This window comes from Serratia sp. 4542 (assembly GCF_016805595.1).
Taxonomy (GTDB): Bacteria; Pseudomonadota; Gammaproteobacteria; order Enterobacterales; family Enterobacteriaceae; genus Serratia; species Serratia nevei.
This window is the reverse complement of sequence record NZ_RXKV01000007.1, coordinates 76,243-90,129: the sequence shown is the minus strand read 5'-3', so window position 1 is coordinate 90,129 and position 13,887 is coordinate 76,243. Positions and strand designations below refer to the sequence as shown.

General features: G+C 64.8%; 16 protein-coding genes. 4 read left to right on the top strand and 12 right to left on the bottom strand.

The genetic code is table 11. The features are described from left to right. The first annotated feature begins 240 nt into the window (after window positions 1-240). Entirely contained in the window at window positions 241-963 is a 723-nt protein-coding gene (locus EKL15_RS09310; protein ID WP_049195911.1) for an ATP-binding cassette domain-containing protein, read from the top strand. Between the two features lie 26 nt (window positions 964-989). Here the strand turns inward: EKL15_RS09310 and bioD are convergent, their stop codons facing one another. From bioD to bioB, 4 genes are read right to left on the bottom strand one after another with little or no spacing between them, the layout of a single operon-like run. Further along, on the bottom strand, window positions 990-1,664 hold the full coding sequence (bioD, locus tag EKL15_RS09305) for a dethiobiotin synthase (RefSeq protein WP_049201157.1): 675 nt from the start codon (window positions 1,662-1,664) through the stop codon (window positions 990-992). Continuing rightward, entirely contained in the window at window positions 1,657-2,424 is a 768-nt protein-coding gene (gene bioC / locus EKL15_RS09300) for a malonyl-ACP O-methyltransferase BioC (RefSeq protein ID WP_060420921.1), read from the bottom strand. Before bioC ends, bioD begins: the two co-directional genes overlap by 8 nt. Continuing rightward, window positions 2,408-3,559 (bottom strand): 8-amino-7-oxononanoate synthase, encoded by a 1,152-nt coding sequence (gene bioF, locus EKL15_RS09295; RefSeq protein ID WP_203089292.1) that lies wholly within the window; start codon window positions 3,557-3,559, stop codon window positions 2,408-2,410. Before bioF ends, bioC begins: the two co-directional genes overlap by 17 nt. Further along, window positions 3,559-4,596, bottom strand: a complete 1,038-nt coding sequence (gene bioB, locus EKL15_RS09290; RefSeq protein WP_031299723.1) for a biotin synthase BioB — start codon at window positions 4,594-4,596, stop codon at window positions 3,559-3,561. The genes bioF and bioB overlap by 1 nt, the downstream gene beginning before the upstream one ends. Window positions 4,597-4,684: 88 nt before the next feature. Here bioB and bioA point away from each other — a divergent pair, with 88 nt between their 5' ends. Beyond that, a complete protein-coding gene (gene bioA / locus EKL15_RS09285; protein ID WP_100396153.1) occupies window positions 4,685-5,959 on the top strand; it encodes an adenosylmethionine--8-amino-7-oxononanoate transaminase in 1,275 nt (424 codons plus the stop codon). A 4-nt stretch (window positions 5,960-5,963) separates the two neighbouring features. Here bioA and EKL15_RS09280 read toward each other — a convergent pair whose 3' ends face one another. Then, entirely contained in the window at window positions 5,964-6,365 is a 402-nt protein-coding gene (locus EKL15_RS09280) for a YkvA family protein (protein ID WP_038870940.1), read from the bottom strand. 156 nt (window positions 6,366-6,521) lie between these two features. On the opposite strand from EKL15_RS09280, the gene EKL15_RS09275 reads away from it, so the two are divergent. Beyond that, entirely contained in the window at window positions 6,522-7,004 is a 483-nt protein-coding gene (locus tag EKL15_RS09275; RefSeq protein ID WP_060420913.1) for a kinase inhibitor, read from the top strand. Between the two features lie 67 nt (window positions 7,005-7,071). Here EKL15_RS09275 and pgl read toward each other — a convergent pair whose 3' ends face one another. Continuing rightward, window positions 7,072-8,067, bottom strand: a complete 996-nt coding sequence (pgl, locus tag EKL15_RS09270) for a 6-phosphogluconolactonase (protein WP_060423698.1) — start codon at window positions 8,065-8,067, stop codon at window positions 7,072-7,074. A 178-nt stretch (window positions 8,068-8,245) separates the two neighbouring features. Between pgl and EKL15_RS09265 the strand changes: the two genes are divergently transcribed. After that, on the top strand, window positions 8,246-9,064 hold the full coding sequence (locus EKL15_RS09265) for a pyridoxal phosphatase (protein ID WP_047728435.1): 819 nt from the start codon (window positions 8,246-8,248) through the stop codon (window positions 9,062-9,064). A gap of 31 nt (window positions 9,065-9,095) precedes the next feature. On the opposite strand, the gene modC is transcribed toward EKL15_RS09265, so the two are convergent. The 6 genes from modC to EKL15_RS09235 all read right to left on the bottom strand — a co-directional run bounded on the left by modC (window position 9,096) and on the right by EKL15_RS09235 (window position 13,887). Next, on the bottom strand, window positions 9,096-10,163 hold the full coding sequence (modC, locus tag EKL15_RS09260) for a molybdenum ABC transporter ATP-binding protein ModC (protein ID WP_016928697.1): 1,068 nt from the start codon (window positions 10,161-10,163) through the stop codon (window positions 9,096-9,098). Beyond that, window positions 10,164-10,853, bottom strand: coding sequence for a molybdate ABC transporter permease subunit (gene modB / locus EKL15_RS09255; protein WP_015377003.1), 690 nt, complete (start codon window positions 10,851-10,853; stop codon window positions 10,164-10,166). It abuts the gene before it with no gap. Beyond that, on the bottom strand, window positions 10,850-11,623 hold the full coding sequence (modA, locus tag EKL15_RS09250) for a molybdate ABC transporter substrate-binding protein (RefSeq protein ID WP_038870956.1): 774 nt from the start codon (window positions 11,621-11,623) through the stop codon (window positions 10,850-10,852). Before modA ends, modB begins: the two co-directional genes overlap by 4 nt. A gap of 158 nt (window positions 11,624-11,781) precedes the next feature. Further along, window positions 11,782-11,931, bottom strand: coding sequence for an AcrZ family multidrug efflux pump-associated protein (locus EKL15_RS09245; protein WP_004939813.1), 150 nt, complete (start codon window positions 11,929-11,931; stop codon window positions 11,782-11,784). Window positions 11,932-12,076: 145 nt separating this feature from the next. Next, on the bottom strand, window positions 12,077-12,865 hold the full coding sequence (locus EKL15_RS09240) for an ABC transporter ATP-binding protein (RefSeq protein ID WP_084826660.1): 789 nt from the start codon (window positions 12,863-12,865) through the stop codon (window positions 12,077-12,079). Then, window positions 12,862-13,887 carry an iron ABC transporter permease gene (locus EKL15_RS09235; RefSeq protein ID WP_197847784.1) on the bottom strand — a complete coding sequence of 342 codons (1,026 nt, stop codon included), beginning with the start codon at window positions 13,885-13,887 and terminating at the stop codon, window positions 12,862-12,864. Before EKL15_RS09235 ends, EKL15_RS09240 begins: the two co-directional genes overlap by 4 nt.

Here is a 13,887-nt window from a genome sequence, read left to right as displayed (position 1 = left end):
GCGACGCGTAATCTCCGCGGCGCTATCGCCCGTAAAAGCGCAAGAACGACACCAAGTCGTCACAAGCGTCGTTTTTAACGACATATTGACTGTCATTCCGTCTACCGCAGACCTTGCTCTGGCTCATTAGACGGACGGCATTTTGTTCCAGACATTGCCACACTCGGGAAATTCGCCGCGCATGCGGCCTGTGCAGTCCCCGCCAACGAGTGAAACGGGCGTCTATGAGGAGAATGCCAAATGCTGAGCCTGAGATCGGTCAATCAATTTTACGGGCAGAACCACACCCTGTGGGACATCAACCTGGAGCTGCCGCGCGGCCAGTGCACCGTGCTGCTCGGCCGCAACGGCGTGGGCAAGACCACGCTGGTCAACTGCATTATGGGGCATGTGCCGGTGGTGAGCGGCAGCATGACCTGGCAGCCGGCGGATCAGCCGCCGCAAAACCTGTTGCTGCAGCCGATGGAGCGCCGCGCTGCACTGGGCATCAGCCACGTGCCCCAGGGGCGGCAGCTCTTCTCGCAACTGAGCGTGGAGGAGAATCTGCAGGTGGCGCAAATGGCCGGGCGCGGCGCCCCTCGCCGCATTCCACCGCTGATCTACAGCCTGTTTCCCCATTTGCGCCAGATGCGCGCACGCCGCGCCGGCGATCTTTGCGTGGGCGCCCAACGCCAGCTGGCGATTGGTCGGGCGCTGGCCCAGGAGCCGGCTCTGCTGATCCTCGACGAACCGACGGCGGGCGTCCCCCCCTCGATCGCCGCCGACATCGGCAACGTGATCCGCCGACTCAACCGCGAATTGGGCATGACCATTTTACTGGTGGAGCATCAGCTGCCGTTCGTGCGCCGGGTGGCGGACCGCTTCTGCCTGTTGGACAGCGGGCGCACGGTGGCGCACGGCGCACTGGCGCAGCTGGATGAGGCGTTGATCGGCGCCGGGCTGGCGCGCCAGGAAGGAGAATGAGGGAGCAAGCCTCCCTCATGGAGGGTTTATAGCAGGCTGATATCCAGATACTGCCCCAGCGGCGCCCGCTCGGCCTGCGGCAGGTGCGGGATTTCACCCAGCAGCGGCGCCGGCAGCATACGGCGCAGCGTGGCCAGGTATTCCTGATGCCGCCGCCCCGGCGGCGTCACGTCGTTGGCGATCCAACCGGCCAGCGTCAGCCCCGCCTGTTGCACCGCCTGCGCCGTCAGCACCGCGTGGTTGATGCAGCCCAGTTTAATGCCCACCACCAGGATCACCGGCAGTTGCTCCTGCTGCACCCAATCGGCGAAGGTGTACTGCGCCGACAGCGGGGTAAACCACCCGCCCGCGCCCTCGACCAGCACCCAGTCGGCGCGCTGCTCCAACCGGCGCAGGCCGTCGGACAGCTGCGCCGCCTCGATCGGCCGGCCTTCATCGGCGCTGACGATATGCGGCGAGGTCGGTTCGGCAAAAACGTAAGGGTTCACTTCGTCGTAGCGGAGCGCCACGCCGCTGTTGGCCTGCAGCGCCAGCGCATCGCCGTTGCGCAGCCCCTCGGCGGTCATTTCGCTGCCGGAAGCCACCGGCTTATAACCGGCGCTGCGGTAGCCCGCCCGGTTGGCGGCCTGCAGCAAGGCGCTGCTGGCGACGGTTTTACCGACTTCGGTGTCGGTGCCGGTCACGAACCAACGTTTAATCACGATAAATCACTCCATAAACCAGATGATAGCTGAGTGGGAACTGCCCCTGCCGGCACGGGTAAGCCGCCTGCAGCGCGGCGAGACGGCCACGCGACATCAGGCCGCCCTCGCGCCCCTGATGCAGGTGCGTGGCCCCGATGCCCTTGAGCGAACGCATCAGCGTCATCACGTCCGGGTAGTTCAGGGTGCGCAGCTCCGTGACCAGCTCGTGCCGATAGTCAGCACAGGCGGCGCGGATCTGCGCCAGCGGCAGGAAAGCGTTCACGTGGCGCTCGCCATCCACCTGTTGCCAGGCGTCCCCCAGTTCCTGCAGCGATCCCGCCGCCAGCGTGGAAAACAGAATTACGCCGCCGGGGCGGGTCACGCGATACAGCTCCGCCAGCGCGGCGGGCAGATCGCTGCACCATTGCACCACCAGGCTGCTGAAACAGATGTCCATCGCCGCATCGGGCAGCGGCACCTGTTCGATATCGCCCAGCAGATAATGGTGCGCCGCCTGCCGTTGACGGGCAACGTCCAGCATGCCCGGCGCCAGATCGAGCGCGGTCACCTGCTTGCCGCGCTCGCGCCACAGGCGGCTGAAATAGCCGGTGCCGCAGCCGGCATCCAGCAGCCGTTCGCCCGGATGGGCACTCCCCATCCCCAGTAAGCGCTCGCCAACGTCTCGCTGCAGCGCGGCGGCGGCGTCGTAGCTGCCGGCGGCGCGGCTGAAGGCCGAAGCGACCGCCTGTTTGTTCACCGCGTCATTGGCTGACGTCATGCAATACCTCCAGCAGGCGATCGATGTCCTGCGGCTGATGCGCCGCCGTCAGGGTGATGCGCAGTCGCGCGCCGCCCGGCGGCACCGTCGGTGGGCGGATGGCGCTCACCCACAGCCCGCGCTCACGCAGGCGGGTCGCCAGATCGAGCACGCGTTGATTGTCCCCCACCAGCAGCGGCTGGATGGCGGTATCGGAATCCGTCAGGGTTAGCGCCAGCGGCGCCGCGCCCTGGCGGAAACGCCGAATGTTGTCCTGCAGCCGGGCGCGCAGTTCATCGCCCTCTCGAATGCAGGCCAGCGCCGCCTGCAGCGCACAGGCCTGCGCCGGCGGCATCGCGGTGCTGTAAATCAGATGGCGGGCGAACTGCAGCAGATACTCGGCGGTCGCCTCATCGCACAGCACCGCCGCGCCGCTGACGCCGAACGCCTTGCCGAAGGTCGCCACCAGCAGTTCAGGGCGCACGCCCTGTTGCCAGCAGCTGCCGCGGCCTTGCTCGCCGCGCACGCCGACGCCGTGGGCATCGTCCACCATCAGCCAGGCGCCCGCCGCGCGGGTTAAGCGATGCAGTTCCGCCAACGGTGCGCCGTCGCCGTCCATGCTGAACACCCCTTCGGTCACCGCCAACCGCTGCCCTTCACAGGGTTTGGCCAGCAGATCCGCCAGCGCCTGCGGCTGATTGTGCTGGAAGCGGCGCAGCTCGGCCGGCGACTGCGCCGCCGCCTCCAGCAGCGAGGCGTGGCTGAGGCGATCGGCTAAAATGCGATCGCCTTTCTGCATCAACGCCGCCAGCACCGCCTGGTTGGCGGCGTAACCGGAGATGAACAGCAGCGCGCGCGGATAGCCGAGCCACGCCGCCAGTTGCTCCTCCAGCGCCTGATGCGCTGCGCAAAAGCCGGTGACATGGCCCGACCCGCCGCTGCCGACGCCGTAACGCTGCGCGCCCTGCTGCCAGGCAGCGATCACCCGCGCATCCTGGCTCAGCCCCAGGTAGTCGTTGCCGGAGAAGTTCAGGTAGAGACGATCGCCGAGTCGGATCTGGCGGCCGTTGCCGCCCTCGGTGGTCTGTCGCCGACGGTAGGCGGCGTTCAGGCGCCGCTCTGCCAGCGCCTGCTCGATGCGTTGTGGCCAGCTCATCACGGCGCCGCGTTGTAAAACTCGGCGGTATCGGCGTTCAGCAGCTGCTTAGCCAGCACCTGCTGTTGCTGGTTGTCGCCGTGTTCGGTGGCGGTCTGCTGCGGGTTCAGCCCCAGCTTGCGGAACAGCTGCAGATCCTTGTCTTCTTCCGGGTTCGGCGTGGTCAGCAGCTTGCAGCCATAGAAGATCGAGTTGGCGCCGGCCATAAAGCACATCGCCTGCGTCTGTTCGTTCATCTGTTCACGGCCGGCGGAGAGGCGGACATAAGAAGACGGCATCATGATGCGCGCCACCGCGATGGTGCGGATAAAGTCGAACGGATCGACGTCATCATTATCCGCCAGCGGCGTGCCTTTTACCTTCACCAACATGTTGATCGGCACGCTCTCCGGCGGCTTCGGCAGGTTGGCCAGCTGCACCAGCAGCCCGGCGCGGTCGCGTACCGTTTCACCCAGCCCGACGATGCCGCCGGAGCATACTTTGATGCCGGCGTCGCGCACTTTGTCGAGCGTATCCAGGCGTTCCTGGTAGCTGCGGGTGGTGATGATGCTGCCGTAAAACTCCGGCGAGGTGTCGAGGTTATGGTTGTAATAATCCAACCCGGCTTCCGCCAGCCGCTCGGCCTGAGTGCCGTCAAGCGTGCCCAGCGTCATGCAGGTTTCCATGCCCATCGCTTTCACGCCCTGCACCATCTGCTGCAGATAAGGCATATCGCGCTCGTGCGGGTTCTTCCACGCCGCGCCCATGCAAAAACGGGTCGAGCCGTTCGCCTTGGCCTTGCGCGCCGATTCCAGTACCTGTTCGACCTGCATCAACCGCTCCGACTCCAGGCCGGTCTTGTAGCGCGAGCTTTGCGGGCAGTATTTGCAGTCTTCCGGGCAAGCGCCGGTCTTGATCGACAGCAGCGTGCTGACCTGCACCTGACGCGGGTCAAAGTGCTGGCGGTGTACGGTTTGCGCTTCGAACAGCAGTTCAAGCAGAGGTTTATCAAACAGGGCCTGGGCTTGCCCTACTGTCCAGTGAATGCGATCGGCCATCATGGCGTCTCCAAAACGAAAAAGTGTCGCCAGTTTAAATATTGTGGATATACTGTCAACCAATCTTAATTCAATTTGGTTTACAAGTATGTCTGTCACCGCTTCCGACCTGGCGTTTGACCAACGTCATATCTGGCACCCCTACACCTCCATGAGCCGCCCGTTACCCTGTTACCCGATCGAGTCGGCCAGCGGCGTCGAGCTGCAGCTGGCGGACGGCCGGCGTCTGGTGGACGGTATGTCCTCCTGGTGGGCGGCGATCCACGGTTACAACCATCCGCACCTGAATCAGGCCGCCAGCCGGCAGCTGGAGAAGATGTCGCACGTGATGTTCGGCGGTATTACCCATCCGGCCGCCATCTCGCTGTGCCGTCGGTTAGTGGCGATGACGCCGGAAGCGCTGCAGTGCGTGTTCCTGGCGGATTCCGGTTCGGTGGCGGTGGAAGTGTCGCTGAAGATGGCGCTGCAGTACTGGCAGGCGCGCGGTGAACGGCGGCAGCGCATCCTGACGCTGCGCCACGGCTATCACGGCGATACCTTCGGCGCGATGTCGGTCTGCGATCCGGACAACTCGATGCACAGCCTCTATCAGGGCTACCTGGCGTCGCACCTGTTCGCCACCGCGCCGCAGTGCCGCTTCGACGAAGAATGGCGTGAAGAAGATATTGCACCGTTCGCCGCGCTGCTGGAGCAGCACGCCGGTGAAGTGGCGGCGGTGATCCTGGAACCGGTGGTGCAAGGTGCCGGCGGCATGCGTATCTACCATCCGACCTACCTTAAGCGGGTGCGCGAGCTGTGCGATCGCCATCAGGTGCTGCTGATCGCCGACGAGATCGCCACCGGCTTCGGCCGCACCGGCAAGCTGTTCGCCTGCGAGCACGCACAGGTGGTGCCGGACATTCTCTGCCTGGGCAAGGCGCTGACCGGCGGCTACATGACGCTGTCCGCCACCCTGACCACCCGCCACGTGGCGGAGACCATCAGCAACGGCGCGGCCGGCTGCTTTATGCACGGCCCAACCTTTATGGGCAACCCGCTGGCCTGCGCGGTGGCGGACGCCAGCCTGGCGCTGCTGGCGGAAAATCGCTGGCAGGTGCAGGTGAGCGCCATCGAAGCCCAGCTGAAACAGGAACTGCTGCCGCTCGCGGCGCTGCCGAAGGTGGCGGACGTGCGGGTGCTGGGCGCGATTGGGGTGGTGGAGATGCGTGAACCGGTGGACGTCGCCGAGCTGCAGCGCGGATTCGTCGAACGCGGGGTGTGGATCCGGCCGTTCGGCAAGCTGATTTACCTGATGCCGCCTTACATCATCGAAGCGGAACAGCTCAGCCGCCTGACCGCCGCCGTCGCCGCCGCCGCGCGTTAATGCCTTACCAATGCTGGTCCAGATAGCGGGCCAGCAATCCCAGACACAGCAGCCAAAGTAAAATTATCATCGCTGCCGCCATGCGGCCGGTGGGGTTATCGACGCGCTTTTGCGCCTTCTCGCGCAGCTCGGCCATCAGCGGCTTGGGGATCAGGCGCACCGCCAGCATGATGCCCAACGGCACGATGATGACGTCATCCAGATAGCCCAACACCGGAATGAAGTCCGGGATCAGATCGATCGGCGAGATCGCATAGCCGGCCACCAGCAGCGCGATCAGTTTGGCGTACCACGGGGTGCGCTTATCACGGGCGGCCAGCCACAGCGCGTAAATATCGCGCTTGATGCTTTTGGCCCAACGGCGCAGCCAGCCGAACCACGGCGTGCGTTTTTTCAGTGAGATCATGGTGGCGTTGTTTGGCTATCCGGCGGTCTGTAGGAAGGAAGATGCGGCCATGGTAACCGATCCGCGCCGCCGTTGGCGAATGGCAATCCCACTTGTATTGTCACGGCGAAACGATCTAGCTTAAGGGTCCGCGTTTACCGACAACTGGGAGTCACTATGGCTTTTCGTTTGTACAGCAACGATCTGCAGGACGGCGGCAAGCTGCCGCAGGCGCAGGTCTTCAACGGCATGGGCTACCACGGCGATAACCTGTCGCCCCACCTGGCCTGGGACGGCGTGCCGGCCGGCACCAAGAGCTTCGTAATCGCCGTTTACGATCCCGATGCCCCGACCGGCTCCGGCTGGTGGCACTGGATCGTGGCCAACATTCCCGCCGACGTGCGCGAGCTGCCCCAGGGCGCGGGCTCCGGCAAAGCGCCGCTGCCCGCCGGCGCACTGCAGACCCGCACCGACTTCGGCTCGGCTGGCTACGGCGGCGCGGCGCCGCCAGAGGGCGAGAGCCACCGCTACCAGTTCACCGTGCATGCGCTGGACGTGGAGCGTATCGAAGTGGATGAGGGATCCAGCGGCGCGCTGGTGGGCTTTAACGTCCATTTCCACAGCCTCGGCAGCGCCACGCTGACGGTGACGTTCAACTGATCCCCCGCCAATAAAAAAGCGCGATTCAACCGAACCGCGCTTTTTCCATACTCATCTGACCGCCGAATTACTTCGCCAGCACGCTCACCCACATCGGGCCTTTGCCCACCGGATAACGCGCCAGCGTGGTCAGCTCACCGCTGCGCTGATCAATCTCATGCACCGCGATGTGATCGGACTTCTGGCCGGACGAAATCACGAAGCGGCCGCTGTGATCGATATTGAAACCGCGCGGCTGCGCTTCGGTCGGGTGATAGCCGACCACGCTCAGCGTGCCGCCGTCTTCGGAAACGCTGAAGATGGTCAGAATGCTGGCGGTGCGATCGCTGGTGTACAGGAAGCGGCCGTTCGGCGTGATATGAATGTCCGCCGCCCAGCGGGTGCCGTCGAAGTCGGCCGGCATGATGTCCAGCGTCTGCGTCACGGTGTAGTGACCGCCGTTTTCCGAGATGGCCAGCACGTCCACCGTACCGTCCAACTCATTGACGCAGTAAGCGAACTTGTCGTTGTGGTGGAACGCCATATGACGCGGCCCGGCGCCGGCGGCGGTCGCCACCGCTTCCTGCGCGTGTGGCGTCAGCTGGCCCGCCAGGCTCAGGTTGAACAGGCGGATGCGGTCTTCTTTCAGGCAAGGCACCAGCACCAGCTGGTTGGTCGGATCGATGTTCGCCGAGTGCGGCGCGGTCAGGCCGTCGATCTGCTGAATAGGCGCCGTCACCACGCCGTCGTGGCCGATCGGGCTGATGCTGGCGCAGTTGCCGCTGTAGGAGGCGGAGAACAGGTAACGCCCCTGCAAATCGGTGGAGATATGGGTCGGGCTGCCCGGCAGCGGCGCCATGCCGGCCTGCTGCAGCGTGCCGTCCGCCTCGATGCGGTAGCTGACGATGCCGAACGCCGGACGTACGCCGACGTACAGGTGGGTCTTGTCCGGATGAAGGGTCATCGGCTGCACCTGGCCCGGCACGTCAACGGTTTGCAGCAGCGCCAGCGCGCCGGCATCGTCCAACTGCCAAACGTGGATCTGCTGGCTCTCCGGGCTGGCGACATAAACGATTTGCTTCATGTGTTCTCCTTGCAAAGGGTAAAAGAGGAACCGGTTTCAGGCCGTTCGATTGCCCCTAGCTTACCGCACATCCGTCGCATGGCAACCCCGCTTAGCACCGGAAGCTCACGCGGTTTTCTCCGTTGGCTATCCGGTGTACCATCGGATTAATTTTATGGCTAACGATAACGAGAACCCTATGAGCTACCGCGTCATCGCCCTCGATCTTGACGGCACCCTGCTGGACAACCAAAAACGCATCTTACCGCAGTCGCTGGAAGCGCTGGCGCAGGCGCGCGCCGCCGGCATCCAGGTGGTGGTGGTCACCGGCCGCCACCACGTCGCCATCCATCCGTTCTACCAGGCGCTGCAGATAGACACCCCGGCCATCTGCTGCAACGGCACCTACCTGTATGATTTTCAGCAGAAGAAGGTGCTGGCGGCCGATCCTCTGGCGAAAGATCAGGCCAAGCAGGTGCTGCAGATGCTCAAACAGACCGACATTCACGGGCTGATGTATGTTGACGACGCCATGCTCTACCAGGAGCCGAGCGGCCACGTGACCCGCTCGCTGGCCTGGGCCGAAACCCTGCCGGTAGCGCAGCGCCCAACGCTGCTGCAGGTCGGCAGCCTGGCACAGGCGGCCGACGACGCGCAGGCGATCTGGAAATTCGCCACCTCGCACGCCGATACCCTGGCGCTGCGCGAGTTTGCCGACACGGTGGAGAAAGAGCTGGGGCTGGCATGCGAATGGTCCTGGCACGATCAGGTGGATATCGCCAAAGGCGGCAACAGCAAAGGCAAGCGCCTGCGCCAATGGGTGGAGTCGCAGGGGCTGAGCATGGATCAGGTGGTGGCATTCGGCGACAACTACAACGACATCAGCATGCTGGAAGCGGTCGGGTTGGGCGTGGCGATGGGCAACGCCGATGACGCGATCAAGGAACGCGCCGATCTGGTGATCGCCGATAACCTGCAGCCGGGCATCGCCGAGGTGATCCGCACCCGCGTGCTGTAATCTTTTCGCCCTCCCGCAGGGAGGGCCTGTCTTAGCGGCTCTCGCGGCTGATCGACACGCTCTTCACCTGCGCGTACAGCCACTGCCCGGGGCGGATCGCCAGTTCGTCTCGCGCCCACGGCGTGATCCGCGCCCACAGCACGTGTTCCCCGACCGCCAGCTTCACTTCCACCTGCCCGTCCACGTCCAGACACTCGCTTACCTTGGCCGGCAACACGTTGCGAATGCTGCTGTTGACCGGCGGCTGCAGCACCAGCGAGACGTCGGCGGCGTTGATGCGAATGCGCAGCTGGGTGCCCAGTTCGGCGTCGATACCGCTGACCCACAGCCTTTGATCGCCGAGCGCCAGCGCGGTCATGGCATAGCGCTGATGATGCTCAATCACGCTGACGCGCAGCACGCTGCTCTGATCTTCACGCTGCAGCCACGGCCGCAGCGCGCTGCTGGCCCAGACGGCTTCCAGCCCGCCGAACGCACGCACCTCGCCGCGATCCAGCACCATCACCTGCTCGGCCAGGCGCAGGATCTCGTCCAGGCTATGGCTGACGTAGAGGATGGGGATGTTGACGTCCTGTGCCAACCGCTCCAGATACGGCAGCAGCTCGCGTTTGCGCGGCAGATCGAGCGAGGCCAGCGGCTCGTCCATCAGCAGCAGTTCCGGCGCGGTCAGCAGCGCGCGGCCGATCGCCACCCGCTGTTTTTCACCGCCGGAGAGCGTCAGCGGCAGCCGATTGAGCAACGGCCCGATGCCCAGCAGCTCGACGATAGTGTTGAACTGTGCGCGCATGCCAGCCGCCATGCCGTACTGCAGGTTGCCGCGCACCCGATAGTGCGGGAACAGCCGTGCATCCTGAAACACGTAGCCGATACGGCGCTTTTCCGGCGGCAGGCAAAGGCCCGCGGCGGTATCCACCAGCGTGCGGCCATTGAGCGCGATGCGCCCCTGCTGCAAACGGGTCAGGCCGCCGATGGCGTTGATCAGGGAAGTTTTGCCCGCACCGGACAGGCCGAAAATCGCGGTGATGCCCTGCGCCGGCAAATCGGCGCGGACGTTGAGATTAAGGTCGCCCAGCTGCTGCGAGAAATCCAGCTCCAGCATTTACACCCCCATCCGTTTGCGGCCCCAGCGGGCCAGCCATTCGGACACCATCAGCGAAGCCAGCGACAGCACGATGGCGATCACGCACAGCCGCGCGGCGGCGGCTTCCGCCCCCGGCGTTTCGATCAGCGTATACATCGCCAGCGGAATGGTGCGGGTTTCACCGGGAATGTTGGAGACGAAGGTGATGGTGGCGCCAAACTCCCCCAGCGAGCGGGCGAAGGCCAGCACCACGCCGACAATGACGCCGGGCAGCGACAGCGGCAGCGTGATGGTGAAAAACACCCGCCACGGGTTGGCGCCCAGCGTGCGCGCCGCCTGCTCCAGCCGGGTATCCACCGCCTCCAGCGCCAGCCGGATGGCGCGCACCATCAGCGGAAACGCCACCACCGCCGATGCCAGCGCGGCGCCGCGCCAGCTAAAGCTGAAGCTGAAGCCGAACCAGTCGTACAGCCACTCGCCGATGACGCCGCGCCGCCCCATGGCGATCAGCAGCAAATAGCCGACCACCACCGGGGGCAGCACCAGGGGCAGGTGAATGACGCCATCCAGCAGCGCCTTGCCGGGAAAGCGGCAACGCACCAGCACCCAGGCCATCAGAATGCCGAACGGCAGGCTGCAGACCACCGCCAAACCGGAGACTTTCAGGCTCAGCTCAACCGCCTGCCACTCGTACTCACTCAGAATCATTTACGCGGGGTGAATCCATAATGTTCAAAAATAGCGGCCGCTTCCGGGCCCTTCAGATAGGTATAGAAAGCGCTGACCGTCGGATTTTGACGATCTTTCACAATCGCCATCGGATATTCAACCGGTTTGTGGCTGTCTTCCGGGAATACGCCCACCACTTTCACCTTGTCGCTGGCGACCGCGTCGGAGCCGTAGACGATGCCGAGCGGCGCTTCACCGCGCTCCACCAGCGCCATCGCGCTGCGCACGTTGTTGGCGCGCGCCAGTTTCGGCTCCAGCGCGCTCCAGGCGCCCAGGTGTTCCAGCGCCTCTTTGGCGTAGATGCCGGCCGGCACGTGATCCGGATCGCCCACCGCCAGACGGCCGCCGTTGAGCAGCTTGGTCCAGTCGGTCTGCTTGTCGATGGCGATCTTATCTTGCTTATCGCTCTTGGCGGCGATCAGCACCAGTTCGTTGCCCAGCAGCGTATAGCGGGTGTCTTTCACCATCTGCTGCTTGTCGATGGCGTAATCCATCCACTGTTGATCGGCGGAGATGAACAGATCGGCCGGGGCGCCCTGCTCAATTTGGCGCGCCAGCGTCGAAGAAGACGCAAAGGAGGAAACCACCTGCACATCCTTGCCTTTTTGATACTGGGTGGCGATGTCCTGCAGCGCGTTGGTCAGCGACGCGGCGGCGAACACGGTGATCTTTTCCGCCGCCGAAGCCTGTGCCACCAGGCCCGATGCCAACACGATCCCGCCAACCCATTTGGTCCATTGCTGTTTCATTGTTTTTCTCCGCAAGTTAACGTGCATTATCACTCTTCGTTATATAAAAAATAATATAACGTTGCGCGAAAGCTTGTCATGCGGTTTATCGGCAAAGCGTGAGATAACTTGAGGAATGCCCGCCGGGCGATGCCGGCGGGTATCAGGATGGGGAACGGTCAGTGCTGGGTGCGATTTTCTTTCGAACGGCCCACTTTGGAGAAGACGTTGAACACTTCGCCAAAACCGTAGATCAGGCCGAGGATCAGCGCCATGACCACCGGCACCATGACCACGGCAAACAACAGACTTTTCAATAATTCCAACATGATAGCCTCGCTTAACTGCCCATTGAGCGGCAAATGCCTTTCACCGCATATCGGGTTATTCTAACCCAAAAAATCGGTAAAACCGGAGTTATTTTAGCCAGCGGGGCGAAATTGTGATCGGCTAAACGTGCCCTTTCCACCGGGCTCATGCCGGGGCGGGGTAATAGATCAGCGGCGGCGCATAGCCGGCGGGCGCCGCCAGCCGGGCCTCCACCCCGTACACCGCGCGAATGTTCTCCGGCGTCAGCGCCTGCCGCGGCGCACCTGCCGCACAGACCCTGCCCCGCTGCAGCAGCGCCACCCGATCGCAATAGCAGGCGGCCAGATTCAGATCGTGCAGCGTTACCACCACGCTGAGCTTCAGCTGCCGCAGCAAGGCCATAAACTGCTGCTGATGGGCGATATCCAGATGGTTGGCGGGCTCATCCAGCAGCAGCCACGGCGTTTGCTGCGCCAACGCGCGCGCCAGGTGCACCCGCTGCCGTTCGCCGCCGGACAGCCGCTGCCAATCGCGATCGGCCAGGTGGCTGATGCCCACTTGCTCCATCGCCTGCCCGGCGAGACGGCGATCTTCGGGGCCGAAACCGCGCCAGCGGCCGATATGGGCCAAGCGCCCCAGCAGCACCGCCTCCTTCACCGGCAGCGCGAAGGCGCCGGGGGCGGATTGCTCGAGAAAGGCGATGCGCCTGGCGCGCTCCCGCCCGGAAAACGCAGTAATTTCGCGCCCTTCCAGCCAAACGTGGCCCCCGGCGGCAGGCTGCAACCCGGCCAGCAGCTTGAGCAACGTGGATTTACCGCTGCCGTTGACGCCGAGCACGCCGGTGACCTCACCGGGCAAGGCGCAGAAATCCAGATTTTCCAGCACCGTGCGTTCGCCCGCTCGCCAGCTCACCGCTTCGGCGCGCAGGCCGGATCGCGCTTTTTCAATCGTCATGCATTGACCTTCCGATACAGCAACAGCAGGAATACCGGCACCCCCAACAGCGCCGTCAGCACGCCGACCGGCAGCTCGCGCGGGGCAAACAGCGTTCTGGCCAGCGTGTCCGCCGCCACGGCGAACAGCGCGCCGCACAGCGCGCTGGCCGGCAACAGCAGCCGATGCCGCGAGCCGACCAGCCGCCGGGCGACATGCGGCACCGTCAGCCCGATAAATCCCACCGCGCCGCTGAACGCGACGATCGCCGCCGTCAGCGCGGTGGTCACCACATACAGCAGCAGCTTCAGCGGAGCCACCGCCACCCCCAACGAAGCGGCGGTCACGCCGCCGAACGCCAGCGCGTCCAGCTCACCCGCCCGCAGCCAACAAAGCAGCAGCGCCGCCGCCAGCGCCAGCCCGCACAGCCCGACCTGCGGCCAGCGCGCGTCGCTGAACGATCCCAGCAGCCAGAACATCACGCCGCGCGTGGCGTTGGCGTCCGCCTGCCAGAGGGTGATCAGCGAAGTCAACGCAGAAAGCAGCTGCGTCACCGCCACCCCGGCCAGAATAAACAGCGTGGACTCCCCCTGCAGCGAACGCCCGGCCAGCAGCATCACCAACGCAAATGCTCCCAGCGCGCCGATAAACGCGCCGCCGGACACTGACAGCAGGCCGCCCCCCAGCCCCAATACCAATACCGTTACCGCCCCCACGCCGGCGCCGGAGGAGATGCCCAGCACCCAGGGATCGGCCAGCGGGTTGCGGGTCAGCGACTGCAGCACGGTGCCCGCCAACGCCAGCCCGGCGCCGGCCAGCGCCGCCAACAGCGCGCGCGGCATCCGCAGCGACCAGATGATGTGCTGATACACCTCGGCGTCGGTCGCCGCGCTGCCGCTGACGCCGAATACGATGCGCCAGGCATCGTGCCACGCGATCGGCGCAGGCCCCGACAGGGTGGCGCCCAGCAGGACCAGCGGCAACGCCGCCGCCAGCAACAGCAGCCAGCCGGCCTCACGGCCGGGCAGTAACCGCCGGATCAT

Bases quoted from the DNA above. Each gene is read 5' to 3' on its own strand.
- EKL15_RS09310 (WP_049195911.1), top strand. From the start codon at position 241: ATGCTGAGCCTGAGATCGGTCAATCAATTTTACGGGCAGAACCACACC.
- bioC (WP_060420921.1), bottom strand. From the start codon at position 2,424: ATGACGTCAGCCAATGACGCGGTGAACAAACAGGCGGTCGCTTCGGCC.
- bioF (WP_203089292.1), bottom strand. From the start codon at position 3,559: ATGAGCTGGCCACAACGCATCGAGCAGGCGCTGGCAGAGCGGCGCCTG.
- bioB (WP_031299723.1), bottom strand. From the start codon at position 4,596: ATGGCCGATCGCATTCACTGGACAGTAGGGCAAGCCCAGGCCCTGTTT.
- bioA (WP_100396153.1), top strand. From the start codon at position 4,685: ATGTCTGTCACCGCTTCCGACCTGGCGTTTGACCAACGTCATATCTGG.
- EKL15_RS09280 (WP_038870940.1), bottom strand. From the start codon at position 6,365: ATGATCTCACTGAAAAAACGCACGCCGTGGTTCGGCTGGCTGCGCCGT.
- EKL15_RS09275 (WP_060420913.1), top strand. From the start codon at position 6,522: ATGGCTTTTCGTTTGTACAGCAACGATCTGCAGGACGGCGGCAAGCTG.
- pgl (WP_060423698.1), bottom strand. From the start codon at position 8,067: ATGAAGCAAATCGTTTATGTCGCCAGCCCGGAGAGCCAGCAGATCCAC.
- EKL15_RS09265 (WP_047728435.1), top strand. From the start codon at position 8,246: ATGAGCTACCGCGTCATCGCCCTCGATCTTGACGGCACCCTGCTGGAC.
- modC (WP_016928697.1), bottom strand. From the start codon at position 10,163: ATGCTGGAGCTGGATTTCTCGCAGCAGCTGGGCGACCTTAATCTCAAC.
- modB (WP_015377003.1), bottom strand. From the start codon at position 10,853: ATGATTCTGAGTGAGTACGAGTGGCAGGCGGTTGAGCTGAGCCTGAAA.
- modA (WP_038870956.1), bottom strand. From the start codon at position 11,623: ATGAAACAGCAATGGACCAAATGGGTTGGCGGGATCGTGTTGGCATCG.
- EKL15_RS09245 (WP_004939813.1), bottom strand. From the start codon at position 11,931: ATGTTGGAATTATTGAAAAGTCTGTTGTTTGCCGTGGTCATGGTGCCG.
- EKL15_RS09240 (WP_084826660.1), bottom strand. From the start codon at position 12,865: ATGACGATTGAAAAAGCGCGATCCGGCCTGCGCGCCGAAGCGGTGAGC.
- EKL15_RS09235 (WP_197847784.1), bottom strand. From the start codon at position 13,887: ATGATCCGGCGGTTACTGCCCGGCCGTGAGGCCGGCTGGCTGCTGTTG.